The sequence below is a fragment of the Micromonospora chersina genome, assembly GCF_900091475.1.
GTDB lineage: Bacteria > Actinomycetota > Actinomycetes > Mycobacteriales > Micromonosporaceae > Micromonospora > Micromonospora chersina.
This window is the reverse complement of the sequence record NZ_FMIB01000002.1, coordinates 4796250-4819713: the sequence shown is the minus strand read 5'-3', so window position 1 is coordinate 4819713 and position 23464 is coordinate 4796250. Positions and strand designations below refer to the sequence as shown.

Genomic DNA, 23464 nt, shown 5'->3' with positions numbered 1-23464 from the left:
AGATCCGACAAACAGGAAAGGGCGCAGAGGTGACGGCCGGGTCATCCGTTACGCTCAAGCCGTTACCCGCCCCGTCAGCGACGCCGGGACCCACGCAAATTCTCAGCGCCACACCCCTCGGGAGTGCCGCTGGTCGCGCGCGGCCGGAGAGCCGCCGGGACGGAGGTGATCGTGTGGAGCTCCTGCTGCTGGTGACCGCACGCGCAGGTGAGCCATCGGCCGTGCTGCCGGCACTCGACCTGCTGCCGCACTCGGTCCGCACCGCGCCGCGTGACGTGCGCACGCTGGTCTCCGGCCCGACCCCGGACGCCGTCCTGGTGGACGCCCGCGCCGAGCTGAGCGAGGCCCGCGCAACCTGCCGGATGCTGCACGCCACCGGGCTGGGCGTCCCGCTCGTCGCGGTCGTCACCGAGGCCGGGCTGATCGCGCTGAACGCCGACTGGGGCGTGGACGACGTGATCCTGGCCGGCGCGGGTCCGGCGGAGGTGGAGGCCCGGCTGCGGCTCGCGGTCGGCCGGCTGAGCAACGCCACGGCGGGTGCCGGCGGCTCGATCCGGGCCGGCGAGCTGACCATCGACCCGGACACCTACGCGGCCAAGCTGAAGGGTCGCCCGCTCGACCTCACCTACAAGGAGTTCGAGCTGCTCAAGTTCCTCGCCCAGCACCCGGGCCGGGTGTTCACCCGGGACCAGTTGCTGCGCGAGGTCTGGGGCTACGACTACTTCGGCGGCACCCGCACCGTCGACGTGCACGTCCGGCGGCTGCGCGCCAAGCTCGGCTCCGAGTACGAGTCGATGATCGGCACGGTGCGCCAGGTGGGCTACAAGTTCGTCGTGCCGCCGTCGCGGTCGCTGCCGGAGTCGGAGCCCGCCCCGCTGCCGGTCTGACCCGAGACCTCCGCACCGTCCCCCATCGGGGATGCTTCCTCCGGTTCGCCCTTTTTGCCCGCTCAGTCGGACCTAATCTGACTGCCGGATCTGCCGGGATCCGCCGGGCGAAGGGGGCGACGGTGCGTGTGGTGACCACGGGGGCGACGAACGGTCGGGTCTGCTGATGTCGGCGTCGACGCTGCGGGCGGCGGGGATGGTGACGCTTGTGGTGGCCGCGCTGCTCGGTTCCGCGTACGCGCTCGGGCGCAGCCTGGTGCCCGACCACCCGGACCGGGACACCGGTGTGGCCGCCAGCATCCACACCCCGCACTACGGCGACCAGCCGCCCAGCACCGAGTTCCCCGGCCCGCCGGGCGGCGGTTACGGCGGGCCGAGCCCCGACGCCAGCCCGAGCGCGTCGGACGACGCCCGCCAGCCCGACGACAGCGAGGGCCCGTACGGCGCGCGGACCTCCACCGGCTCGACCCGGATCGCGCTGACCTTCGACGACGGCCCCGACCCACAGTGGACACCGCAGGTGCTCGCCCTGCTCAAGGAGTACGGCGTGAAGGCCACCTTCTGTGTGGTGGGCGAGAACGCCGAGAGCCACCCGGACCTGGTGCGGTCGATCGTGGCCGACGGGCACACCCTCTGCAACCACTCGTGGAACCACGACATCACCCTGGGCAAGCGCTCGCCGGTCACGATCCGCGACGACCTCCTGCGCACCAACGACGCGATCCGGGCGGCGGCGCCGGACGCGCGGATCGCGTACTTCCGGCAGCCGGGCGGGGCGTGGACGTACCCGGTGGTCTCGGTCTGCGAGGACCTGGGCATGACACCGCTGCACTGGGCCGTGGACCCGACGGACTGGCAGGTGCCCGGAGCCGCCAAGATCACCCAGACGGTGCTGGCGGAGACCAGGCCCGGCTCGATCGTGCTCATGCACGACGCGGGCGGCGACCGCTCCGGCACGGTCGAGGCGTTGCAGAGCCTGCTCCCCGAACTGATGCACCGCTTCCAGCTGGAGGCGCTGCCCACCGGCACCACGTGACCACCGCCACCGTCCGGCGCCCGCGTCCGGCATGATCGGCGGCTCGCCGGCCGCTACGGTGGCGGAATGAGCAGCACCGCGCCGACCGCCGACCGTGTCGCCCGCGCCGACCGGCTGGCGCCGGTAGAGGTCGCCGAGGTGCTGGCGCTGGCCCGCGTCGCCGGCGACGCGGACGGCGCCGACCCGCTCGACGAGCACGTGCTGCTCCGGCTGCGCGACCCGGAGGCGCCCGCCGTGCACCTCACGGCCCGGGCCGCCGACAACACCCTGACCGGGTACGCCCACCTCGACACCACGACGCCCGGGGACGGGATCGGGGTGGAGCTGGTGGTGCATCCGGCGTACCGGCGGCGGGGCACCGGGCGGGCCCTCGCGCGGGGCGTGCTGGCCGCCGCGTCCGGGCCGCTGCGCGCGTGGGCGCACGGCGACCACCCGTCCGCCGCCGCGCTCGCGGTCGACCTGGGCTTCGCCCGCGCCCGGGTGCTGTGGCAGTTGCGCCGCCCGCTGACCGCCGCGCTGCCCGAGCCCACGCTGCCCGACGGGATACTGCTGCGCGCGTTCCGTCCCGGTGAGGACGACGACGCCTGGCTCGCGGTCAACAACGCCGCCTTCGCCCAGCACCCCGAGCAGGGCCGGTGGACCCCCGCCGACCTGCGCGTACGCCTCGCCGAGCCGTGGTTCGACCCGGCCGGCTTGCTGATCGCCGAGGACGCGGCCACCGGCCGCCTGCTCGGCTTCCACTGGACCAAGGTGCACGAGCGCCCGGGCTCGGCCCGGATCGGCGAGGTCTACGTGCTCGGCGTGGACCCGGGCGCACACCGTGGTGGCCTCGGCCGCGCGCTCACCACCGCCGGCCTGGCCTATTTGCGGGACCGGCGCGGGCTCGACCGGGTGATGCTCTACGTGGACGAGTCGAACACGGCCGCGGTGGCCCTTTACGAGCGGCTCGGCTTCGCCCGCTGGTCCGCCCACGTGAACTACCACCTCGGCTGAGGGTCACGCCACCTTTCGCCGTCCCGGGAAGCGGTCACGGCCGCGTCACGCGGTGGACTCAGCCGGATAACGGGTGCCCGGAAAAATCGTATTATTAGCGATAGTGGGTCGCGAGTTCACGAAACGGACAACCGGCCCTCAGGCTATGGCCACCCGGCCGGCCGCGCCTGTTCATCTTCCGTTCACTTCCGACCGGCGAACCGTCTACCTGGCACTCCTACCTTTCGTGTCAGCCGGTCAGCGCCGGCACCCGGGAGACCGGGCGACCTGACCAAAGACGTGAAGGGAAACCCCTCAGGTGAAGCTCCAGCGGCACGGCGCCATTGCCTGCCTCGCTCTTACCGCGGTGCTCGGTCTCAGCGCCTGCGGCTCGGACAACAACGAGTCGACCAGCACGTCCGCCTCCGGCTCGGCCGCCGCGGTCGACTGCGGCAAGGGCACGCTGAACGCGCAGGGTTCCTCCGCCCAGAAGAACGCCATGGCCGAGTGGATCAAGGCGTACCAGCAGAAGTGCGCCGGCACCACGATCAACTACGAGCCCACCGGCTCGGGCGCCGGCATCCAGGCCTTCATCGCCGGCACCGCCGACTTCGCCGGCTCCGACTCCGCGCTCAAGCCGGAGGAGCAGCCGCAGGCGGACGCCAAGTGCAGCGGCGGCCAGGCCCTCAACCTGCCGATGGTGATCGGCCCGGTCGCCGTCGTCTACAACGTCACCGGCGCGGACAACCTCCAGTTCACCCCGGCCACCCTGGCGAAGATCTTCGCCGGCAAGGTGACCAAGTGGGACGACCCGGCCATCAAGGCCGACAACCCGGACGCCAAGCTGCCGTCGACCGCGATCCAGGCGGTGCACCGCTCCGACGAGTCGGGCACCACCGACAACTTCACCAAGTACCTGTCGAAGACCGCCGCCTCCGACTGGACCTTCGGCAACGCCAAGGCGTGGAAGGCCCCGGGCGGCGTCGGCGCCGCCAAGTCCGACGGCGTGGCCAGCAAGGTCAAGAGCACCGACGGCACCATCAGCTACGTCGAGTGGTCGTACGCCGAGAACGGCGGCCTGAAGAAGGCCAAGGTCAAGAACGGCGCCGGTGAGTTCGCCGAGCTGACCGCCGAGTCGGCCGGCAAGACCATCGCCGGGGCCAAGTTCGAGGGCCAGGGCAACGACCTCAAGATGTCGATCGACTACAACACCACGGAGGCCGGGGCGTACCCGATCGTCCTGGCGACCTACGAGATCGTCTGCAGCAAGGGCCTCGCGGCCGACAAGCTGCCGCTGGTCAAGGGCCTGCTGGGCCACGCCGCCAGCGCCGAGGGCCAGCAGGACCTGGTCGAGCTGGGCTACGCCCCGCTGCCCGAGACCGTCCGCGCCAAGGTCGAGACCGCGGTCAAGAGCCTCTCCTGACCCGCTGACCGAGACACCTCCTCTACCCCGAAGCGAGCGAGCAGATGGGTGACACCCCTCACCGCTCGGCGCACGCCGGCACCGGCGGGACCCGCGTGGCCACGAGCCACGAGCGGCCCGCCGGTGCCTCGGCGCGTGTGGCCGAGCCCTCCGGTATCCCGGGCATGCCCGACAACGGTCTCGGTGGCGGCGGCGGGCTGCCCCGGGCCCGGGCCTTCGGCGCGGAACGGGCGTTCCGTGGCCTGACCCTGGCCGCCGGCACCACCGTCCTGGTGGTCATCGCGGCCATCGCGATCTTCCTGATCGCCAAGGCCGTGCCGGCCCTGCGGGCCAACAGCGAGTCCTTCTGGACCTTCGAGGGCTGGTTCCCGAACGACGACCCGCCGAAGTTCGGCATCGGCGCGCTCGCCTTCGGCACCGTGCTCACCGCGCTGCTCGCCCTGCTCATGGCGGTGCCGGTGGCGCTGGGCATCGCCCTCTACCTGTCGCACTACGCCCCGCGCCGGCTGGGCAACGGCCTGGGCGGGCTGATCGACCTGCTGGCCGCCGTGCCCAGCGTGGTCTTCGGCCTCTGGGGCCGGGACTACTTCGCCCAGCCCGTCGCCGACCTGTCGGCCTGGCTGAACCGCTACTTCGGCTGGATCCCGATCTTCGGCGAGGGCCCGTACGGGAACTCGATCCTGCTCGGCTCGGTGGTGCTGGCGATCATGGTGCTGCCGATCGTCACCTCGCTCTCCCGCGAGGTGTTCCGGCAGACCCCGACCGCCAACGAGGAGGCCGCCCTCGCGCTGGGCGCCACCCGGTGGGAGATGGTCCGCACCGCAGTCCTGCCCTACGGCCGGCCGGGCGTGATCGCCGCCGTGATGCTCGGCCTCGGCCGGGCGCTCGGCGAGACCATCGCCCTGGCGCTGACCCTCGGCTCCACGTACGCCATCTCGTTCAACGTCCTCCAGAGCGGTGGCAACTCGATCGCCGCGAACATCGCGAACCGGTTCGCCGAGGCGAACGACACCGGCCGGGGCGCGCTGATCGCCTCCGGCCTGGTGCTCTTCGCGATCACGCTGATCGTCAACATCACCGCGCGGGCGATCATCTACCGCCGCCGCGAGTTCACGGAGTCAGCCGCATGACCGCCACCGTCACCTCCCACCGCCCGCAGCCACCGGCCCAGCCGGTCTCGCTGCGGGCCCGGCGGCTTCCGGCGTACGCCGCGCCCGCCATCGCCGTCGTGGCCCTGCTGGCCTCGGCGGGCATCGTGTACGGCGCCGGCATCGGCGGCCCGGTCCTGGTCGTGGTCGTCGGCGCGCTGCTCTACCTGGCCGGCCTCTACGCCGCCGCGAACGCGGTGGAGGGCCGCCGGGCCGCCCGCAACCGGACCTGGAGCGCGCTGATCCACTCCGCCTTCGTGCTGGCGGTGCTGCCGCTCGCCTCGGTGGTCTGGACCCTGGTCAGCAAGGGCGCCGAGCGGCTCGACGGCAACTTCTTCGGCACCTCGATGAACAACATCGGGGCCCGGGACGCCAACGGCGGCGCGTACCACGCCATCGTCGGCACCCTGGAGCAGGTCGGCATCGCCACGCTGATCACCGTCCCGCTCGGCGTGCTCTGCGCGATCTACGTGGTCGAGTACGGCCGGGGCCGGTTCGCCTTCACCATCCGCTTCTTCGTGGACGTGATGACCGGCATCCCGTCGATCGTCACGGGCCTGTTCGTGCTGGCCTTCTGGGTGCTGATCGTCTCGCCGTGGTTCAACGACGGCCGGCCGGGCTTCTCCGGCTTCGCCGCCGCGCTGGCGCTGAGCGTGCTCATGCTCCCGACCGTGGTCCGCTCCACCGAGGAGATGCTCCGCCTCGTGCCGGCTCCGCTGCGCGAGGGCGCGTACGCCCTCGGCGTGCCGAAGTGGAAGACCATCCTGCGGGTCGTGCTGCCGACCGCGCTGCCCGGCATCGTCACCGGCATCATGCTCGCCATCGCGCGGGCCGCCGGCGAGACCGCGCCGGTGCTGCTCGTGGCCGGCGGCGGCGCCGCGATCAACTTCAACCCGTTCGAGAACAACCAGTCGTCGCTGGCTCTCTTCGTCTACCAGCAGGCCGGCGAGGCCTCGAAGTACTCGCCGGCACGGGCGTGGACCGCGGCGCTGACCCTGGTCGCCCTCGTCCTCATCCTGACCGTCGCGGCGAAGTTGCTGGCCCGTCGCAACCGGCTCGGCCGATGAACCCCGGAGGTACCACCACCATGGCCAAGCGCATCGAAGCCACCGACGTCACCGCCTACTACGGCGGGTTCAAGGCGATCGAGAACATCAGCCTGACCGTCGAGCCCAAGACCGTCACCGCCCTCATCGGGCCGTCCGGCTGCGGCAAGTCCACCTTCCTGCGGTCGATCAACCGGATGCACGAGGTGCTCCCGGGCGCCCGGGTCGAGGGCAGCCTGACCATCGACAACCAGGACATCTACGACCGGGACGTGGACGTCACCGCGGTCCGCCGGATGATCGGCATGGTCTTCCAGCGGCCGAACCCGTTCCCCACCATGAGCATCTTCGAGAACGTGGTGGCCGGCCTGCGGCTCAACGGCGTGCGGCGCAAGTCGATCCTGGAGGAAGCGGCCGAGAAGGCGCTCCGCTCGGCGAACCTGTGGGACGAGGTGAAGGACCGGCTCGGCAAGCCCGGCGCCGGCCTCTCCGGTGGTCAGCAGCAGCGGCTCTGTATCGCCCGGACCATCGCGGTCGAGCCGCAGGTGGTGCTCATGGACGAGCCCTGCTCGGCGCTGGACCCGATCTCGACGCTGGCCATCGAGGACCTGATGTTCCAGCTCAAGGACAAGTTCACCATCATCATCGTGACGCACAACATGCAGCAGGCCGCCCGGGTGTCGGACCGGACCGCCTTCTTCTCGATCGAGAAGACCGGCGACCCGGGCCGGCTCATCGAGTACGACAACACCCAGAAGATCTTCAGCAACCCGAGCCAGAAGAAGACCGAGGACTACATCACCGGCCGCTTCGGCTGAACCGCCGCCCTGCCCCCCGCGCGATCTTGCACTTTCGGCCCTCGACCTGCACCGATACGCCCCGTTTGCCGGGGCACCAAGTGCAAGATCGCCGGGGGCCGGGGGGCGCGGGGGCGGGAGGGGTCAGGACAGGATGAAGCGGGGTTCGCCGTCTTCGGGCAGGTCCAGGCTCGGGGTCACCGGGGTTGACGCGTCACGGTCCGCCGCCGCTCGGGCCACGCCGGCCAGGTCGCCGGCCGCCGCGACCTGGGCCAGGGTGACCATCGTGGGCGGGAGCATGGTCAGCTCGCCGGCCTCCGCCCGGGCCAGGGCGTCCGCCGGACGCAGCCACAGCGTGTGGTCGGCCTCGCCGGAGACGTCCCGGGTCCGCTGCCCCTCCGGCAGCAGGGCCACGAAGAAGTACGTGTCGAAGCGGCGCGGCTCGAACTCCGGGGTGATCCAGCGGCTCCACGGCAGCAGCAGGTCGGAGCGGAGGGTCAGGCCCCGCCCCGCCAGCAGGTCGGCGAAGCCGGTACGCCGGGCCACCAGATCCTGCCGGGCCGCCTCCCAGTCGTCCCCGCTCACGTCGCCCACCACGGTCCCGCCGTCGGGGCCGGCCAGCAGCACACCGGCCTCCTCGAAGACCTCCCGCGCGGCGGCACAGGTCACCGCCTGCGCGGCCGCCGGGTCGAGGCCGAGCCGCTCGCCCCACGCGGCCGGCGTCGGGCCGGCCCAGTCCAGGTGGGTCTGCGAGTCGGAGCGGTCCACACCGCCGCCGGGGAAGGCGTACATCCCACCGAAGGCCATCGCGGCCACCCGGCGGATCAGGTAGACCTCGAAGTCGGCGCCGGCCGGGCGGAGCAGCAGCACGGTGGCGGCGACCCGGGGCACGGCCGGCACACCACCCTCGGCGCGGAACCGGCGGGCGTGCTCCACCAGGGCGGGGGGTGCGGCGAAGCCGTCGATCGTCATGACCCGAGCCTAGTTCCCGCCCAGTCGATCACCAGTCCGGCAGCGGTCCCCCTGGTCGGCCGTGGTTTCCCGACGGGTGGATCTTCTGCCCGGTCATACGACGTCCCGGGATAGCGTGCCGGCATGACGCGTTGGGGAATCCTGGCCACCGGCCGCATCGCCGCCCGCTTCGCCGAGGACCTGCGGCTGGCACCGGGGGCCGAGCTGGTGGCGGTCGGTTCGCGTACCCGGGAGAGCGCCGAGCTGTTCGCCCGGCGGCACGACGTGCCCCGGGCGTACGCCTCCTGGGCGGAACTGGCCGCGGACCCGGACGTGGACGTCATCTACGTCGCCACCCCGCACGCCGCCCACCACGAGGCGGCCCTGACCTGCCTGGCGGGCGACAAGGCCGTGCTGGTGGAGAAGCCGTGCACGCTCGACCTGGCCACCACCACGGAGCTGGTCGAGACGGCCCGCGCCCGCGGTCTCTTCCTCATGGAGGCCATGTGGATGCGGACCAACCCGCTCATCCTGCGGGTGCTGGAGCTGATCCGGGACGGCGCCATCGGCGAGGTGACGCACGTCCGGGCGGACTTCGGGGCGGCCGGCCCGTTCCCGCCGGAGCACCGGATGCGCGCAAGGACGCTCGGCGGCGGTGCCCTGCTCGACCTCGGGGTCTACCCGCTGAGCCTGGCGCACCTCGTGCTCGGGGTCCCCGACCACGTGCGGGCCTGGGCCAGGCTGAGCCCGGAGGCGGTGGACGAGAACACCGGCATGGTGCTGGGCTGGGACTCCGGGGCGGTGGCGACGCTGAGCTGCGGGATGGTCGGCGCCACGGCGATCACCGCGGCGATCACCGGCACCACCGGCCGGATCGACCTGCCGGAGCCGTTCTACCGGCCCGGGGCCGCGGTGCTGCACCGGGCCGGCGCGGAGCCGGAGACCATCCCGGCCGACCTGACCGGGGGCGGCTACCAGCACGAGGCGATCGAGGTGCAGCGCTGCCTGGCGGCCGGGCTGATCGAGAGCCCGCTGGTGCCGCACTCCGCCACCCTGGAGATCATGGGCCTGCTGGACGACATCAAGGAACGGATCGGCGTCTCCTACGCGTGAGGGGTCCCCCGCCACGGCGAAGGACCCCTCAGACGTCAGGCGCTCTAGAAGAACGGGCGGACCAGCAGGTACGCCAGGCAGGCGATGGCCGCGGCGGCCGGGAATGTGATGATCCAGGCGATCACGATGTTGCCGGCCACGTTCCAGCGGACCGCGGAGAGCCGCTTGGTCGCGCCGACACCCATGATCGCCGAGGTGATCGTGTGCGTGGTGGAGATCGGGGCCTTCAGCACCAGGGCGTTGAAGTAGAGCACGGCGCTGGCGACGGTCTCGGCCGCGAAGCCCTCGGGCGGGCCCAGGTCGATGATCTTCCGACCCAGGGTCCGGATGATCCGCCAGCCGCCCGCGTAGGTGCCGGCCGCCAGCATGGCCGCGGAGGTCCAGAACACCCAGCCGGGGATGTGCGTCTTGGACTCCTGGAAGCCGCCCGTGTAGAGGGCCAGCACGATGATGCCCATGGTCTTGGCGGCGTCCTGCATGCCGTGGCCGACGGACATGGCGGCGGCCGAGGCGGTCTGCGCCCAGCGGAAGCCACGGTTGAGCTTGCCGGGCTGGCCCTTCCGGAACAGCCACAGGATGGCCAGCATCACCAGGAAGCCGAGCACCAGGCCGACGACCGGCGAGAGGACCATCGGGATGATGACCTTCTCGAGGATGTTGCCCCACTGCACGACGCCGTCGTTGGCGAACAGGGTCGCGCCGACCAGGCCGCCGAAGAGGGCGTGCGACGAGGACGAGGGCAGCCCGAAGTACCAGGTGATCAGGTTCCAGGCGATCGCGCCGAGCACCCCGGCGAACACCACCCCCAGGCTCTCGATCCCGGTGGGCAGGGTGACCAGCCCGTCGCCGACCGTCTTGGCCACCCCCGCGCCGAAGTGCGCGCCGACGAAGTTGCCGACGGCGGCCAGCGCGAGGGCGACCCGGGGTGTCAGCGCCCGGGTGGACACGCTGGTGGCGATCGCGTTGGCCGCGTCATGGAAGCCGTTCGTGTAGTCGAACGCCATGGCGACCACGATCACCGCCAGCACGGCGATGAGTTCGGGACTCACAGGATCAGGACTCCTTGACCGCGATGGTCTCGACGGTGTTGGCCACGTGCTCGAAGGCGTCGCAGGCGGCCTCCAGCTCGTCGGCCACCTCCTTCATCTTCAGCACCGTGAGCGCGTCGTACTCACCGCTGAAGAGGCGGACCAGCAGCATCCGGTACGCCTGGTCACCGTCGTTCTCGAGGCGGTTGCACTCGATCCAGTAGTCCTCGAGATCCTTCATCGACTTCAGCCGGGGCATCGCCTCGGCGGTCAGCTTGGCCTGCTGGTCGAGGACGTTCACCAGCTCGTGCATCTCGCGCGGCAGCGACGGCAGCTTGGTGAGGCCGTAGAGGTAGAGCAGGTTGCCGACCGCCTCGAGGTGGTCCATCACGTCGTCGAGCAGGGAGCCCAGACGGTAGATGTCCTCCCGGTCGAACGGGGTGATGAAGGTGGAGTTGATCTTCTTGTAGAGCTCGTGGGTGATCTGGTCGCTGTCGTGCTCGACCTCGGTGAGCCGCTCGCTCACCGACTGGACCTCGACCCCCGGCAGAGCCAGCTCGTTGAGCAGCTCGGTTCCCTTCACCAGGTTCTGCGCGGCCCTGGTGAAGAGCTCGTAGAAGGCGCCCTCGGTGGGACGGAAGGAAAACTTCACAGCACGGACCTCGTCGTGTCGGTGGAAGGGTGGCCGCCGCCCCGGAGGGCGTCTGCTCTGCGCATGCTAGGTACCCCGTGGAACCGGGCAACGCCCGGCCCACCCCTGGTCAGGCCCGATTCACCGCTCGTTCACCTGCTGTTCACCTTGCCCCGTGCCACCCTCGCTCCGCAGCCGGTCCCGCTCCCGCGCGATGTCGAAATCGGCAGGCGGATACCCCAGATCCAACCCGTCGAACGTCTCCCTGAGCAGGTGCGCCACCGCCCAGTCGCGGTACCACTTCCGGTCCGCCGGCACCACGAACCAGGGCGCGTCGTCCGGGCCGCACCGCTCGATCGCCTCGGCGTACGCCGCCTGGTAATCGTCCCAACGTGCCCGGGTGTCCAGGTCGCTCGGGTTGTACTTCCAGTACTTCGTCGGGTCGGTGAGCCGCTCCATCAGCCGCTCGCCCTGCTCGGCGTACGAAATGTGCAGCATGACCTTCACCACGGTCACCGCGTTGTCGGCCAGTTCCCGCTCGAAGTCGTTGATCAGGTCGTAGCGGCCCCGCCAGGTGTGCTCGTCGACCAGGCCCTCGACCCGGGCGATCAGCACGTCCTCGTAGTGCGAGCGGTTGAAGACGCCCACGTAGCCGGGGGGCGGGAGGGCCCGCCGGATGCGCCAGAGGAAGTCGTGCCGCCGCTCCTCGTCCGTCGGCGGGCCGAACGAGCGGATGTGCAGGCCGAGCGGGTTCATGGCGCCGGCCACCCGCTTGACCGTGCCGTCCTTGCCCCCGCAGTCCATGGCCTGGAGCACCAGCAGCACCCGGCGCGGGCGGTCACCGTCGAGGTGGGCGCCGGCCTGGGTGGGTGCGCTGGTCGCGCTCCCCGGGCCGGCGGCGCCCTTCGCGGAGGCGTACAGCATCTCCTGCTGCCGGCCGAGCTCCGCGCCGAGCAGCTCGACCTGCCCGCGCGCCCACTCCTTGCGCCCCTTGCCGTGCCCGGACGCCGCGGGCAGGCCCGGTGTCGACCGGGGATCCACCGCCGCCAGGTCCACCGCGCCGGGGCCGGCCCGGAGCAGTTCCCGCATCGACCCGCCGTCGGGCCGCACCACCTCGTCGCCACCGCTCATCCCCCGATCCTCACCCACCCCGCCCGCGCCCGCCTCCCGAGCGGTGCCACGCCGGGGGGACCGCGGCGTATCCCGGGGTACGGGGAGAATGGGAACTCCGGGCGGGAGGAGCACGACGTGCAGGAGCTGGCGGCGGAGTTCGAGGCGGAACGCGGGCACCTGCTGGCGGTGGCGCAGCGGATGCTGGGCAGCCGGAGCGAGGCCGAGGACGCGGTCCAGGAGACCTGGCTGCGCTACGCGGGCGCGCTCGCCGACCCGGCCGCCCGGGCACAGGTCCGCGACCTGCGGGGCTGGCTCACCACCACCTGCTCACGGATCTGCCTCGACGTGCTGCGCTCCGCCCGGGTACGCCGCGAGGCGTACCCCGGTCAGTGGCTGCCGGAGCCGGTGGTGAGCGCGGCCCCCACGGCGGACGGGTTCGCCCCCGACCCGGCCGAGCGGGCGGTCCGGGCCGACCAGCTCGGCACGGCCCTGCTCGTGGTGCTGGAGCGGCTCACCCCGGAGCAGCGGGTGGCGTTCGTGCTGCACGACGTCTTCGCGGTGCCGTTCGCCACTGTCGCCGACGTGCTCGGCACCACACCGGCGGCCGCCCGGCAGCTCGCCTCCCGGGGCCGCCGCGCGGTCACCGCGCCGGACGTGCCCCGGCACACCGCCGACCTGGCCGAGCAGCACAAGGTGCTCGCCGCGTTCGTGGCGGCGGTCGAGTCCGGGGAGCTGGACCGGCTGGTCGAGGTGCTCGCCCCGGACGTGGTGGTGATCGGCGACAGCGGCGGGCACTTCCCGGCCGCCCGCCGGCCGGTGGTCGGCGCCGAGCTGGCCGGCCGCTTCATCCTCGGCCTCTTCGGCCAGGCCGACCGCTGGGGCGGCCCCCTGCGCGCCCGGCCGGTGCTTGTCGACGGCGCGCTGGGCTGGCAGGCGGAGACGGTGTTCCGGGACGGGCGGCCGCTGCGGATGGTCACCTCGTTCGCCGTGCACGAGGGGCGGATCACCGGCGTGTTCAACCAGCTCAATCCGGAGAAGGTGGCCCGCCTGGGCGGCGTCGGGGCCGACGAGGACTGGCCGCCGCGGCTCTGAGGCCGGCTCAGACCACCAGGGCCAGCCACTTCCGGTAGGAGGTGGCGAACGGCTCGGTGCCGTCACCGAGCGCGCCGAGCAGCCAGCGGGCCGCGGCCTGCGCCTCGGCCACCACGTCGTCCGGGTAGGACCAGCGGGCCCGGTGCTCGGCGAACTCGTCCTCGTCGCGCAGCTCGACCAGGCCGGTCTCGCGGCGGCGCACCACGTCCAGGTCGAGGTCGACCAGGTGGACCGTCTCCTCGCCCTCCCAGCGGGCCGGGGTGGCGATGTCGCAGTAGACCTCGCTGGTGCGCGGCGGGGGGTTGAACATGCCGGTCCACCAGCCGTGCCGGGGCACCAGCAGGACGAACGGGATCTGCTCCACGGACGGCCGGCCGTGGTAGACCGACTCGGTGCCGGCCGGCACGCCGAGCCAGACACCGAGGTCGTCCTCGGCGAGCCTGCGGGCCGGGTAGTCGCGGTGTGCGCTGCCGTCGTACTTGCGGTAGATCACGCGGACCACGTCGCTCGGCATGATTGGCACCCTAACCGATTCCGGCCACGCGACGCGATCGGCAGGTAACCGGACGCGACCCGCCGGCCACGCCACGCGGCGGAGCGACCCATCCCCTGTCGGCGGCGGCGGGTACGGTCGCACGGTGACCCCGCCCCGCACCGCCACCGGCCCCGCCGTTCCCAAGAAGCGCCGGGGCGGCAAGCCCGGCGGCGGTGAGCTGCTGGCCGCCGCGGTCGGCGCGGTCCCCGGCGGCGCCGCCCGGCCCGGCCAGCAGCAGATGGCCGAGGCGATCGAGCGCAGCATCGCCTCCGGCGAGCACCTGCTCGTGCAGGCCGGCACCGGCACCGGCAAGTCGCTTGCCTACCTGGCCCCGGCGCTGACCGTGGACGGCCCGGTGGTGGTCTCCACGGCCACCCTGGCGTTGCAGTCCCAGCTGGTCGACCACGACCTGCCCCGGCTTGCCGACGCGGTCGAGCCGGTGCTCGGCCGCCGCCCCACCTTCGCCGTGCTCAAGGGGCGGCACCACTACCTCTGCCTGGCCCGGCTGGACAACTCGATGGAGGAGGAGCCGGAGGACACCCTCTTCGACGCCCCGCGCCCCGGCGGCGGCACCAAGTGGCTCGGCGAGGCGGGCCGGCTGGGCAAGCAGATGCAGCGGCTGCGCGACTGGGCGGAGAAGACCGCCACGGGCGACCGCGACGAGCTGGACCCGGGCGTCGACGACCAGGTGTGGCGCAGCGCCTCGATGCCGGCCCGGGAGTGCGTGGGCGCCACCCGCTGCCCGTTCGGTCAGGAGTGCTTCGCGGAGGCGTCCCGGGCCCGGGCCCGCGAGGCCGACATCGTGGTGACCAACCACAGCCTGCTCGCCGTCGACATGCTCGCGGGCCGGCACATCGTGCCGCCGCACAAGCTGCTCGTGGTGGACGAGGCGCACGAGCTGGCCGACCGGGTCTCCTCGGCGGCCCAGGCCGAGCTGGAGCCGCAGCTGATCGACCGGTCCGCCCGCCGGGCCCGGCCGCTGCTCCGGCCCGACGTGGCCGAGCGGCTCACCGAGGCCGGCGACGCGCTCGCCGTGGGGCTGGCCGAGGCCCCGGCCGGGCGGCTCACCGCCGGCCTGCCGCCCGCGCTGCGCGAGGCGTGCACCCTGCTCGACGCGGCCACCCGGGCCGCGCTGGAGGCGATCGGCGACATCAAGGCCGACGACCCGGACCCGGTGCGCAAGCAGCAGGCCAAGGCCGCGCTGGACGAGCTGTCCACCACCGCGCAGCGGCTGCTGGAGGAGGCCGACCACGACGTGGCCTGGGTGGAGAAGCCGGAGAACGGCAGCCGCCGGGCGCTCGTGGTGGCCCCGCTGTCGGTCGCCGGCACCCTCGCCACCCACCTCTACGACGAGCGCACCGTGGTCGCCACCTCGGCCACCCTGGCGCTGGGCGGCCGGTTCGACACGGTGGCCCGGGCGCTGGGGCTGGACGCGCCGCCGCCCGCCCCGCCCTCCCCGGCCGCCGCCGCGATGGCCACCGCGGCCGCCGCCGGCCGCACGGGCACCACGCCCCCGGTGGCGAGCACCGACGGCAGCCGGGCGGCCATCGGCACGGTTCCGGCCACCGAGGGGCCCGGCTGGACGTCGCTCGACGTCGGCTCACCCTTCGACTACGCCCGGCAGGGCATCCTGTACGTCGCTGCGCACCTGCCCCGGCCCAGCGTCTCCGGGCTGCCCGAGGCGGCCGGTGAGGAGCTGCTGGCGCTGGTCGGGGCGCTCGGTGGGCGTACCCTCGGGCTCTTCTCCTCCCGGCGGGCCGCGCAGCAGGCGGCGGAGCTGCTCCGCGCGCGCACCGACCTGCCGGTGCTGCTGCAGGGCGAGGAGGCGCTGCCGCTGCTGGTCCGCCGGTTCCGCGAGGAGCGGGAGAGCTGCCTGTTCGGTGTGATGTCGCTCTGGCAGGGGGTCGACGTGCCGGGCGACTCCTGCCAGCTCGTGGTGATCGACCGGCTGCCCTTCCCCCGGCCCGACGAGCCGCTCGCCGCGGCCCGGGCGGCGGCGGTCGACGCCGGTGGCGGCTCCGGTTTCGCGGCGGTGAGCGTGCCGATCGCGGCGGTCCGGCTGGCGCAGGGCGTCGGCCGGCTGATCCGGGCCACCGGCGACCGGGGCGTGGTGGCGGTGCTCGACTCCCGGCTGGAGACCGCCCGGGGCTACGGCCCGTTCCTGCGGCGCTCGCTGCCCCCGTTCTGGTACACCACCCGCCCGGACGTGGCGCGGGGCGCGCTGGAGCGGCTCGCCAAGAGCTGACGCCCGCGCCTCCCCCCGGTGGGGGCGACGCGGGCGTCGACGGGTCGGTCGGGTCAGGGCGCCTGGGAGGCGACCACCACGGCGTCCGGCGGGGTGTCCGGCACGGTGCGCGCGGCGAGCCGGCGGACCGCGGTGTTGAGCACGGCGATCAGCGGCACCGCGACGAGCGCGCCGGCGATGCCGGCCAGCACCACGCCGGCCGCGATGCCGATGATCACGGCGAGCGGGTGGATGGCGACCGCCCGGCCCATGATCAGCGGCTGGAGCACGTGCCCCTCGACCTGCTGCACGCCGATCACCGCGCCCAGGATGATCAGCGCGGTCACCGGGCCGCTGTCGACGAGCGCTACCAGGACGGCCACCACGCCGGACAGGAAGGCGCCGACGATCGGGATGAACGCGCCCAGGAAGACCAGCGCGGCCAGCGGGAACGCGAACGGGATGTCGAAGATGACCAGGAAGATGCCGATGCCCAGGGCGTCGATGAAGGCGACCAGCACGGTGGCCCGTACGTAGGCGCCGAGCGTCGACCAGGAGGCCCGGCCGGCGTCGTCCACCTTCCAGCGGGCGTTCACCGGCAGCAGCCGGACCAGGAACCGCCAGATCTTGCTGCCGTCCCGGAGGAAGAAGAACGTCGCGAAGAGCACCAGAACGGTGCCGGTGAGCACCTCGGCCAGGGTGGCCGCCGTGTTGAGCGCCCCGCTGGTGAACTTCTCCGTGTTGCCGTTGATCCAGCTCTGGGCCTCGTCGATGTAGCGGTTGAGCTGGCCGTCGGAGAGGTGCAGCGGGCCGGTCTTGAGCCAGTCCTGGATCTGCCGGACGCCCTGGGACGACTTCTCGCTCAGCTCCGGCACGCCCTGGATGAACTCGTTCACCACCAGGGTCAGCGTGCCGATCACCGCGGCCAGGCCGCCGACCAGCACCACGCCGGTGGCCAGCGACCGGGGCAGGCGCGCCCTGAGCAGCCAGCCGACCGCCGGGGCGAGCAGCGCGGAGAGCAGCAGCGCGACCGCCAGCGGGATGATCACGATGCGGATGGTGCCGACGATCTTGAGCAGCGACCAGGTGACGATGCCCACCACGATGAGCCGCCAGCACCAGGCCGCGGCGATCCGCAGCGCGTGCGGCACCTCCACGTCGTCCTGGCTGGTGGTCGAGGCGTGCACGGGGGCCGGCGGCTCCGCGCCCACCACTGTCGCCGTCGGGGGCGCGGCCGGGCCCGGCGCGGAGGGCGAGGCGAGGCCCGACTCCTCCGGCGACCGGTCCGGGTCGGGCCGGCGGGCCCGCGCCGACTCGCGGCCGGACTCGTACGCGCGGCGGAGCCGTCCACGCATCCGCTCGAAGCGGCTCAAGCGCACCTCCCGCAAACTGGTCCGCCCCTGAAGACAAGGGGACAGGATACGTCCGTCCGCCCCACCCTAGGGCGACTGCGCCACACATTGCCCCCCTGCCGCCCCGCCCAACCACGCCGGGACCCGTCACCGGGCACGCGGTAGCGTCTTCGCGTGACCGCCGACCAGGACCTCGACACCGGCCTTCCGATCCGCCTGCTGCACGACCGCGTGCTGGTGCGTACCGAGAACGGCGAGGGGGAACGCCGCTCCACCGCCGGCATCGTCATCCCGGCCACCGCCGCGGTCGGCAAGCGGCTGGCCTGGGCCACCGCGGTGGGCGTCGGCCCGAACGTGCGCTCCATCGTCTCCGGCGACCGGGTGCTGTTCGACCCGGACGACCGCTCCGAGGTCGAACTGCACGGCCGGGCGTACGTCCTGCTGCGCGAGCGGGACGTGCACGCCGTGGCGGCCGAGCGGGTGGAGAAGGAGCAGACCGGCTCGACCGGCCTCTACCTGTAGGCGCCGCCCCGGCGCGGGCGCCGTTTGCGCCGCTGCCCGGCGGGAAGCCCCAGGCACGACAGCGCCCTGGGGAGGGATCATGCCGGTAGTCATCAAGAAGATACTTGCCTGGGGATTCCTCGCGTTCCTGATCTACTTCATGGCGTTCCGGCCGGACGGCGCGGCCCAGCTGTTCAAGGGGATCGGGGCGGCGCTCATGGCCATCGCCCAGGGCCTCGGCGACTTCCTCACCGGCCTGATGACCTGACGGTACGGGCGCAGTGCGGCCGCTCAGGCGTGCGGACCCCAGGGGGCGGCGGGGCGGTGACCGTAGCCGCCGGGCGGGCCGTAGGGGTGCGGGAAGGGTGGCGGCGGCGGGGCCAGCACCACCGGGATCGGCACCACCGGCTCGTCCGGGGCCTCGACCGCGCGCTGCGACCCGTCCGGGAACCGCAGGTGGTAGCGCTGCCCGTCCCAGACCCCGACCGGCGCCTGCGGGTCGCGCCCCACGAAGAACGCCCGGTACGCCCCGATCGCGTCCAGCAGCTCCCGTTCCTCCCGCGCCGTCCGGTCCCGCTCGGCGGGCTTGCGGTCCAACCCCCGGCGCATCCCGTCGCGCAGCAGCGCCAGCCGGGTGGCGGCGAACTGGTAGCCGCGCATGGCCCGCACCCCGCCGTCACCGGCCACCCGCCGGGCCCACGTGCGGGCGGCGTGCCGCCGGCCGAGGCTGCCCAGCGCCGCCACCTCGGGCGGGGTGAGCCAGCCGGCCCGGACGTAGTCGGGCAGCGTGCGTTCGGTGAGCCGCCCCTCCCAGGCACGCAGCCAGACGGCAAGCCCCACCATGCCGAAGAAGATCGGCACCATCACGCCGATGTAGCCGTACAGCGCGATCAGCGGCTGCCCGGTGGCGGCGGCCAGCGAGGGCAGCAGGTTCCAGGTGCCGTGCAGCATCATGGCCAGCAGCAGACCGGCGATCGGCGCCAGGAAACGCACCCGCCGGTCGGCGGCACGCGCGGCGACCCCCAGCCCCACGCCGGTCATCGAGGTGAACAGCGGGTGGGCGAAGCCGAAGAGCAGGATCCGCACGATGAAGATGGCGATGACCTGACGCGCGCCGGTGGCCGGCCCGTACTCCTCGACGCCGGTGCGGTAGCCGTAACCGCCCAGGTAGAGGATGTTCTCCACCATGGCGAAGCCGACCGCGGAGAGCCCGCAGTAGACCAGGCCGTCGGTGATCCCGGAGAACTCCCGGCGGCGGAAGATCAGCAGCAGCAGCGGGCCGGCCGCCTTGGTCAGTTCCTCGATGAACGGGGCGACCAGCACGGCGGTCAGCGCCGCCGGCAGCCCCCAGTCCTTGAACAGCCGGGCACCGGTCTCGTTGACCAGCAGCGAGATGGCGGTGGAGACGAACGCGCCCCAGGCGAAGCAGAAGATCAGGTACTTCAGCGGCTCGGGCTCGTAACGGTCGAGCCACAGGAAGCAGGAGACCAGCACCGGCACCGGCAGGATCGCCGCGATCACGCCCACCAGCAGCGCCTCCGCGCCGAGGCTCTCGCCCAGGGTGAAGACCATGAAGACGGCGCCGGCGGCGATCAGCAGCACCACCCCGGCCAGCGCCAGGAACCGCCGCCGGCCGAGCCGCCGCAGCGGCATCCGGGGAGCCGGCGACCCCGGCGGGACGGCGGGCGCGGTCGGCGGCGGCGGCAGGGCTCCGCCGGGCGGGGTGACGGCCATGCGGTCAGCGTAGTCACCCGCGACCCACTGGTCCGGCCGCATCGCGGCCGCTATGCTCCGGGACAGGTCACGAGCGCCAGCGTCAAGCCCCGGCTTGCTGGCCGGCAACCCTCGTCGAGTTCGCGGTGGGGTGCCCCGGGTGATGACCGGGCCCAGCCCGAACCGCGTGCTGGGCAAGCGCGGACCCCGTCCCGGTGCCCACCCACCCGGGGTCCCCTGGACCCGGGAGGCTCCGGCATGACCGTCACCCTCGTACCCTCGCTGCCCACGCTGTCCACTCCGAGCCGGCCGGACCCGCTCGGCGTGCTCGGCGTACCGGGGGAGATCAACCTGGACCACGCGGCCAGCGCGCCGTGCGCGCGGGCCGCGGCCGACGCGGTGACCGAACTGCTGCCCTGGTACGCGAGCGTGCACCGCGGGGCCGGCGCGCTGTCGCGGCGCTGCACGCTGGCCTACGAGCGGGCCCGGCAGACGGTGGCCGACTTCCTCGGCGCCCGCCCCGACGACCACGTGATCTTCACCCGGAACACCACCGATGCGCTGAACCTGCTGGCCCGGGCGCTGCCCGCCGGCACCACGGTGGTCACGTTCGCCGGCGAGCACCACGCCAACCTGCTCCCCTGGCCGCGCGGGTCGGTGCGGCTCCCGGTGCCGGACAGCCCGGGCGGCGCGGTCCGCTCCCTCGACGCCGCGCTGGCCGAGCTGTCCCGCGACGCCCGGCCGGGGCTGCCGGTGCTGGTCGCGGTGACCGGCGCGAGCAACGTGACCGGGGAACGCTGGCCGGTGGCCGAGTTGGCCCAGGTGGCCCGCCGGCACGGTGCCCGCATCCTGGTGGACGCCGCCCAGCTGGCCCCGCACGCCCCGGTGGACCTGGCCGCGCTGGACGTCGACTACCTGGCCCTCTCCGGCCACAAGCTGTACGCCCCGTTCGGCGCGGGCGTGCTGGTGGGGCGGGCGGACTGGCTGGACGCGGCGCCGCCGTACCTGGCCGGCGGCGGGGCCACCAGCCACGTCGGGGCGGGCACCCACGAGGTGCGCTGGACCACCGGCCCAGCGCGGCACGAGGGCGGCACACCGAACCTGCTCGGCGCGGTGGCCCTGGCGGCGGTCTGCACTGCGCTGGCCGCCGCCGACCGGGACGCACTGCACGCCCGCGAGCAGGCGCTGCTGGCGCGGCTCCGGGAGGGCATCGCCGCCCTGCCGCACGTGGTGGAGCTGCGCACCTTCGGGCCGGACGCGCCCCGGGTGGGCATCGTCAGCTTCGTGGTCGCCGGTCGGGACTCCGCCGACGTGGCCGCCCACCTGGCGACCGCGCACCGGATCGGCGTCCGGGACGGCCTGTTCTGCGCCCACCCGCTCGCCCGCCGCCTGCTCACCGAGGCGGCCGCCCGCAGCGGCCGCACCGACCTGCCCCCCACCGCCCTGCGCGCCAGCCTGGGCCTGGGCACCACCGAGTCCGACGTGGAGGCCCTCCTGACCGCCCTGGCCACCCTCCCCTGACCCGCCGGCGCCCACCTCTCCCCAATGATCATGAAGTTAGCGCCCTGGAAGGCGCTTTCCAGCGCCGCTAACTTCATGATCACCCAGGCGGGGCGGTGGGCCCCAGGCGTCAGCCGACGGGGGGTGCGGTGGGGGGTTTGGGGGCGGGGCTCTGTTCGGTCGTTTCGCCGGAGCGCTGCTCCCGGTCGCCGAACGCCTGGCGGACCAGGCGGTTCGCCTCCTCCTGCTCGATGCCGGAGGCCACCATGAGGTCGCTCGCCGTGGTCCGCACCTGGGCGATCACCACGCTGCCGGAGAAACCCACCCCCTCGGCGTACGCCCGGCCGGCCTCGCTGACCGCGCGCAGCGACCGTTCCCGGGCCTTCTCCGGCTCCTCCCCGGCGGCGAACTCGTGCCGCAGCAGGCGTACCGACTCGGCCAGGTGGGCGATCGAGTCGGGCATCGTCTCGGGAACCGGCTCCTCGTCCTCGATGATGGTGACGGAGCGGCGGATCAGCGTGCCGCTGTTGCGCATCGCCCGGTCGATCGGGTCGGCCGCCTCGGCGTAGTGGGTCAGCTCGTCGCGCCGGTGCCAGCGGGCCGGGGAGATGGTGATGGTCTCCTTGGCCCCCTCGATGGCCTCCGACAGCGCGGCCAGCTCCTCCTTGTTCTCGCGGAGCCGGAACAGCGCCCGCTGGGCGGCGCCCCGGTCCCGGTTCCGCAACGCCTCGGCGCAGGTGTCGAGCTGCCCGGCGAGCAGGTCCAGCGCGGGCCGGGCCGCCCGGTTGATCACGCGGAGCGGGTTGAGCGGCAGCAGGATCGCGGTGACCAGCAGCGCGATGCCGCCGCCGAGGAACGCGTCCACGAACCGGGGTATCTCCAGGTTCTGCGTCGACGGGCTGAGCGTCACGATCAGCACGGCGGTGGCCGCCGCCTGGATCACGATGGCGACGCTCGCCCCGGCGAAGACGGTCAGCAGGATCGCCGCGGTGACCACCAGGCCGAGCTGCCAGGCACCCGTGCCCAGGAGGTAGATGAGCCCGTCGCCGACGGCGACCCCGACCGCCACCCCGATGATCAGCTCGATGGTCCGGCGGAGCCGCTGGCCCACCGAGGCGGCCAGGGTGCCGACCGCCGAGATGGGCGCGAACACCGGCTGCGGGTTCTTCAGCAGCCGGTGGGAGATCAGGTAGGCCAGCCCGGCCGCGAGGCCCGCCTGGAGCGCCAGGCCGGCCGCCGTACGCACCCGGTGCAGCCGGTCGTGCAGGGTGGCCTTGCTCCGGTGCCGGAGCTCCTCCATGGCCTCCGAGACCCGCGGCCCGTCGACGTCGACCAGTCCCTCGCGCAACGACTTACGGCGTAGGAACGGCGGTCGTCGGTCCCGGGCCACGGCCATGGCCGGGACTACCCGTCCCGTCCCCGGTGAATCCTCCCGATTGCCCGGGGTGGGGCAGACTCCACCGGGTGGACGAGCTGATGGAACGGTGGCGGGACGCGGCCCGGGCGGCGGGCGCGACCGATCCGGCCGGCGTGGAACGGGCCGGCGCCCGGCTGCTGGCCGGCTGGCGGGAGCCGCACCGGCACTACCACACGGTGACCCACCTGCGGGCGGTGCTCGACGTGGTCGACGCGTACGCCGGGTCGGCCCGCCGCCCGGACCTGGTCCGGCTGGCGGCGTGGTGTCACGACGCGGTCTACGACCCCCGGGCCGGCGGCGACGCCAACGAGCGGGCCAGCGCCGAGCTGGCCGGCGAACTGCTCACCGCCGCCGGGCTGCCGGCCGCGGCGGTGACCGGCGTACGCCGCCTGGTGCTGCTCACCGCCGGCCACGCGGTCGGGCCGGACGACCCGGACGGCGCCCTGCTGTGCGACGCCGACCTGGCGGTCCTGGCCGCCCCGCCCGCCGACTACGACCGCTACGCCGCCGCCGTCCGGCGCGAGTACGCGCACGTCCCCGACCCGGCGTTCCGCGCCGGTCGCGCCGCCGTCCTGGCGAACCTGCTGGCCCTGCCCGCCCTCTACCGGCTCCCGGAGCCGCACGCCCGCTGGGAGTCCCCCGCCCGCGCCAACCTCACCCGGGAACTCGCGACCCTGCGCTGATCCCGGCCTCCCGTGCCGCCGGAACGGAGACCGTGCGGGGCTTGGGCCGGCGCAGGCCGGCGGCGCGGAGCAGGAGGACGATCTCGCGGGAGGGAACCAGCCGGGCGCCCAGCCAGACGGCCATCGGGACGCGTTCGGCCGGGATGTCGTAGTGGTCGCGGTCGAAGCCGCGCCGGGGCACGCCCAGCGCCTCGGCGAAGGCGTGCAGCTCCGCGTACGAGAGGTCGCTGATCAGGTGCGACCACAGCCGCCCCCGCGAGGGCACCGCGGGCGGGTCCAGGTAGAGCATGGCGACCAACGGT

The 23464-nt window shown here is 73.6% G+C and carries 23 protein-coding genes and 1 riboswitch; of the genes, 14 read left to right on the top strand and 9 right to left on the bottom strand.

Annotation, left to right across the window (positions count from 1 at the left end; all coding sequences use genetic code 11):
* Positions 1-173: 173 nt before the first annotated feature.
* From GA0070603_RS22390 to pstB, 7 genes are all read left to right on the top strand, one after another.
* On the top strand, positions 174-887 hold the full coding sequence (locus GA0070603_RS22390) for a winged helix-turn-helix transcriptional regulator (RefSeq protein ID WP_091267462.1): 714 nt from the start codon (positions 174-176) through the stop codon (positions 885-887).
* A gap of 166 nt (positions 888-1053) precedes the next feature.
* The gene (locus tag GA0070603_RS22385) at positions 1054-1923 is read left to right on the top strand and encodes a polysaccharide deacetylase family protein (protein WP_091317446.1); all 870 of its coding nucleotides are present in this window, start codon (positions 1054-1056) and stop codon (positions 1921-1923) included.
* A 66-nt stretch (positions 1924-1989) separates the two neighbouring features.
* Positions 1990-2916 carry a mycothiol synthase gene (mshD, locus tag GA0070603_RS22380; protein ID WP_091317444.1) on the top strand — a complete coding sequence of 309 codons (927 nt, stop codon included), beginning with the start codon at positions 1990-1992 and terminating at the stop codon, positions 2914-2916.
* A 298-nt stretch (positions 2917-3214) separates the two neighbouring features.
* A complete protein-coding gene (gene pstS / locus GA0070603_RS22375; RefSeq protein WP_091317441.1) occupies positions 3215-4318 on the top strand; it encodes a phosphate ABC transporter substrate-binding protein PstS in 1104 nt (367 codons plus the stop codon).
* Between the two features lie 44 nt (positions 4319-4362).
* A complete protein-coding gene (gene pstC / locus GA0070603_RS22370) occupies positions 4363-5448 on the top strand; it encodes a phosphate ABC transporter permease subunit PstC (RefSeq protein WP_091317439.1) in 1086 nt (361 codons plus the stop codon).
* Complete coding sequence (gene pstA / locus GA0070603_RS22365; RefSeq protein ID WP_091317437.1) at positions 5445-6533, top strand: phosphate ABC transporter permease PstA; 1089 nt, start codon at positions 5445-5447, stop codon at positions 6531-6533. Before pstC ends, pstA begins: the two co-directional genes overlap by 4 nt.
* 20 nt (positions 6534-6553) lie before the next feature.
* Entirely contained in the window at positions 6554-7330 is a 777-nt protein-coding gene (gene pstB, locus GA0070603_RS22360; RefSeq protein ID WP_091317434.1) for a phosphate ABC transporter ATP-binding protein PstB, read from the top strand.
* 123 nt (positions 7331-7453) lie between these two features.
* On the opposite strand, the gene GA0070603_RS22355 is transcribed toward pstB, so the two are convergent.
* The gene (locus tag GA0070603_RS22355) at positions 7454-8281 is read right to left on the bottom strand and encodes an NUDIX hydrolase (protein ID WP_091317432.1); all 828 of its coding nucleotides are present in this window, start codon (positions 8279-8281) and stop codon (positions 7454-7456) included.
* Between the two features lie 123 nt (positions 8282-8404).
* Here GA0070603_RS22355 and GA0070603_RS22350 point away from each other — a divergent pair, with 123 nt between their 5' ends.
* Positions 8405-9373 (top strand): Gfo/Idh/MocA family protein, encoded by a 969-nt coding sequence (locus GA0070603_RS22350; protein ID WP_091317429.1) that lies wholly within the window; start codon positions 8405-8407, stop codon positions 9371-9373.
* Between the two features lie 44 nt (positions 9374-9417).
* Here GA0070603_RS22350 and GA0070603_RS22345 read toward each other — a convergent pair whose 3' ends face one another.
* The 3 genes from GA0070603_RS22345 to GA0070603_RS22335 form a co-directional block, all read right to left on the bottom strand.
* Positions 9418-10422, bottom strand: coding sequence for an inorganic phosphate transporter (locus GA0070603_RS22345; protein WP_091317426.1), 1005 nt, complete (start codon positions 10420-10422; stop codon positions 9418-9420).
* Between the two features lie 4 nt (positions 10423-10426).
* A complete protein-coding gene (locus tag GA0070603_RS22340; RefSeq protein ID WP_091267422.1) occupies positions 10427-11053 on the bottom strand; it encodes a DUF47 domain-containing protein in 627 nt (208 codons plus the stop codon).
* A gap of 120 nt (positions 11054-11173) precedes the next feature.
* Positions 11174-12163, bottom strand: coding sequence for a PPK2 family polyphosphate kinase (locus GA0070603_RS22335; RefSeq protein ID WP_091317423.1), 990 nt, complete (start codon positions 12161-12163; stop codon positions 11174-11176).
* Positions 12164-12280: 117 nt separating this feature from the next.
* Here GA0070603_RS22335 and sigJ point away from each other — a divergent pair, with 117 nt between their 5' ends.
* The gene (sigJ, locus tag GA0070603_RS22330) at positions 12281-13237 is read left to right on the top strand and encodes an RNA polymerase sigma factor SigJ (protein ID WP_091317422.1); all 957 of its coding nucleotides are present in this window, start codon (positions 12281-12283) and stop codon (positions 13235-13237) included.
* Positions 13238-13244: 7 nt separating this feature from the next.
* Here the strand turns inward: sigJ and GA0070603_RS22325 are convergent, their stop codons facing one another.
* Complete coding sequence (locus tag GA0070603_RS22325) at positions 13245-13751, bottom strand: DUF402 domain-containing protein (protein ID WP_091317419.1); 507 nt, start codon at positions 13749-13751, stop codon at positions 13245-13247.
* Positions 13752-13875: 124 nt separating this feature from the next.
* Here GA0070603_RS22325 and GA0070603_RS22320 point away from each other — a divergent pair, with 124 nt between their 5' ends.
* Positions 13876-16017, top strand: coding sequence for an ATP-dependent DNA helicase (locus tag GA0070603_RS22320; protein ID WP_091317416.1), 2142 nt, complete (start codon positions 13876-13878; stop codon positions 16015-16017).
* Positions 16018-16070: 53 nt separating this feature from the next.
* On the opposite strand, the gene GA0070603_RS22315 is transcribed toward GA0070603_RS22320, so the two are convergent.
* Positions 16071-17369, bottom strand: a complete 1299-nt coding sequence (locus tag GA0070603_RS22315; protein WP_244282586.1) for an AI-2E family transporter — start codon at positions 17367-17369, stop codon at positions 16071-16073.
* Positions 17370-17522: 153 nt separating this feature from the next.
* On the opposite strand from GA0070603_RS22315, the gene GA0070603_RS22310 reads away from it, so the two are divergent.
* Both GA0070603_RS22310 and GA0070603_RS31580 read left to right on the top strand, forming a co-directional pair.
* A complete protein-coding gene (locus GA0070603_RS22310) occupies positions 17523-17870 on the top strand; it encodes a GroES family chaperonin (protein WP_091317411.1) in 348 nt (115 codons plus the stop codon).
* 79 nt (positions 17871-17949) lie between these two features.
* On the top strand, positions 17950-18117 hold the full coding sequence (locus GA0070603_RS31580) for a hypothetical protein (RefSeq protein WP_167544578.1): 168 nt from the start codon (positions 17950-17952) through the stop codon (positions 18115-18117).
* Positions 18118-18140: 23 nt separating this feature from the next.
* Here the strand turns inward: GA0070603_RS31580 and GA0070603_RS22305 are convergent, their stop codons facing one another.
* Complete coding sequence (locus GA0070603_RS22305) at positions 18141-19625, bottom strand: PrsW family intramembrane metalloprotease (RefSeq protein WP_091317408.1); 1485 nt, start codon at positions 19623-19625, stop codon at positions 18141-18143.
* Between the two features lie 23 nt (positions 19626-19648).
* Positions 19649-19769, top strand: a riboswitch (SAM riboswitch).
* Positions 19770-19820: 51 nt separating this feature from the next.
* Here GA0070603_RS22305 and GA0070603_RS22300 point away from each other — a divergent pair.
* Positions 19821-21083, top strand: coding sequence for an aminotransferase class V-fold PLP-dependent enzyme (locus tag GA0070603_RS22300; protein WP_091317406.1), 1263 nt, complete (start codon positions 19821-19823; stop codon positions 21081-21083).
* Between the two features lie 109 nt (positions 21084-21192).
* On the opposite strand, the gene GA0070603_RS22295 is transcribed toward GA0070603_RS22300, so the two are convergent.
* On the bottom strand, positions 21193-22452 hold the full coding sequence (locus GA0070603_RS22295; protein WP_091322204.1) for an FUSC family protein: 1260 nt from the start codon (positions 22450-22452) through the stop codon (positions 21193-21195).
* 74 nt (positions 22453-22526) lie between these two features.
* Here GA0070603_RS22295 and GA0070603_RS22290 point away from each other — a divergent pair, with 74 nt between their 5' ends.
* Positions 22527-23162, top strand: coding sequence for an HD domain-containing protein (locus GA0070603_RS22290; RefSeq protein WP_091317404.1), 636 nt, complete (start codon positions 22527-22529; stop codon positions 23160-23162).
* Here the strand turns inward: GA0070603_RS22290 and GA0070603_RS22285 are convergent.
* Positions 23134-23451, bottom strand: coding sequence for a DUF4031 domain-containing protein (locus GA0070603_RS22285; protein WP_167544576.1), 318 nt, complete (start codon positions 23449-23451; stop codon positions 23134-23136). The genes GA0070603_RS22290 and GA0070603_RS22285 overlap by 29 nt on opposite strands.
* Between the last annotated feature and the right edge of the window lie 13 nt (positions 23452-23464).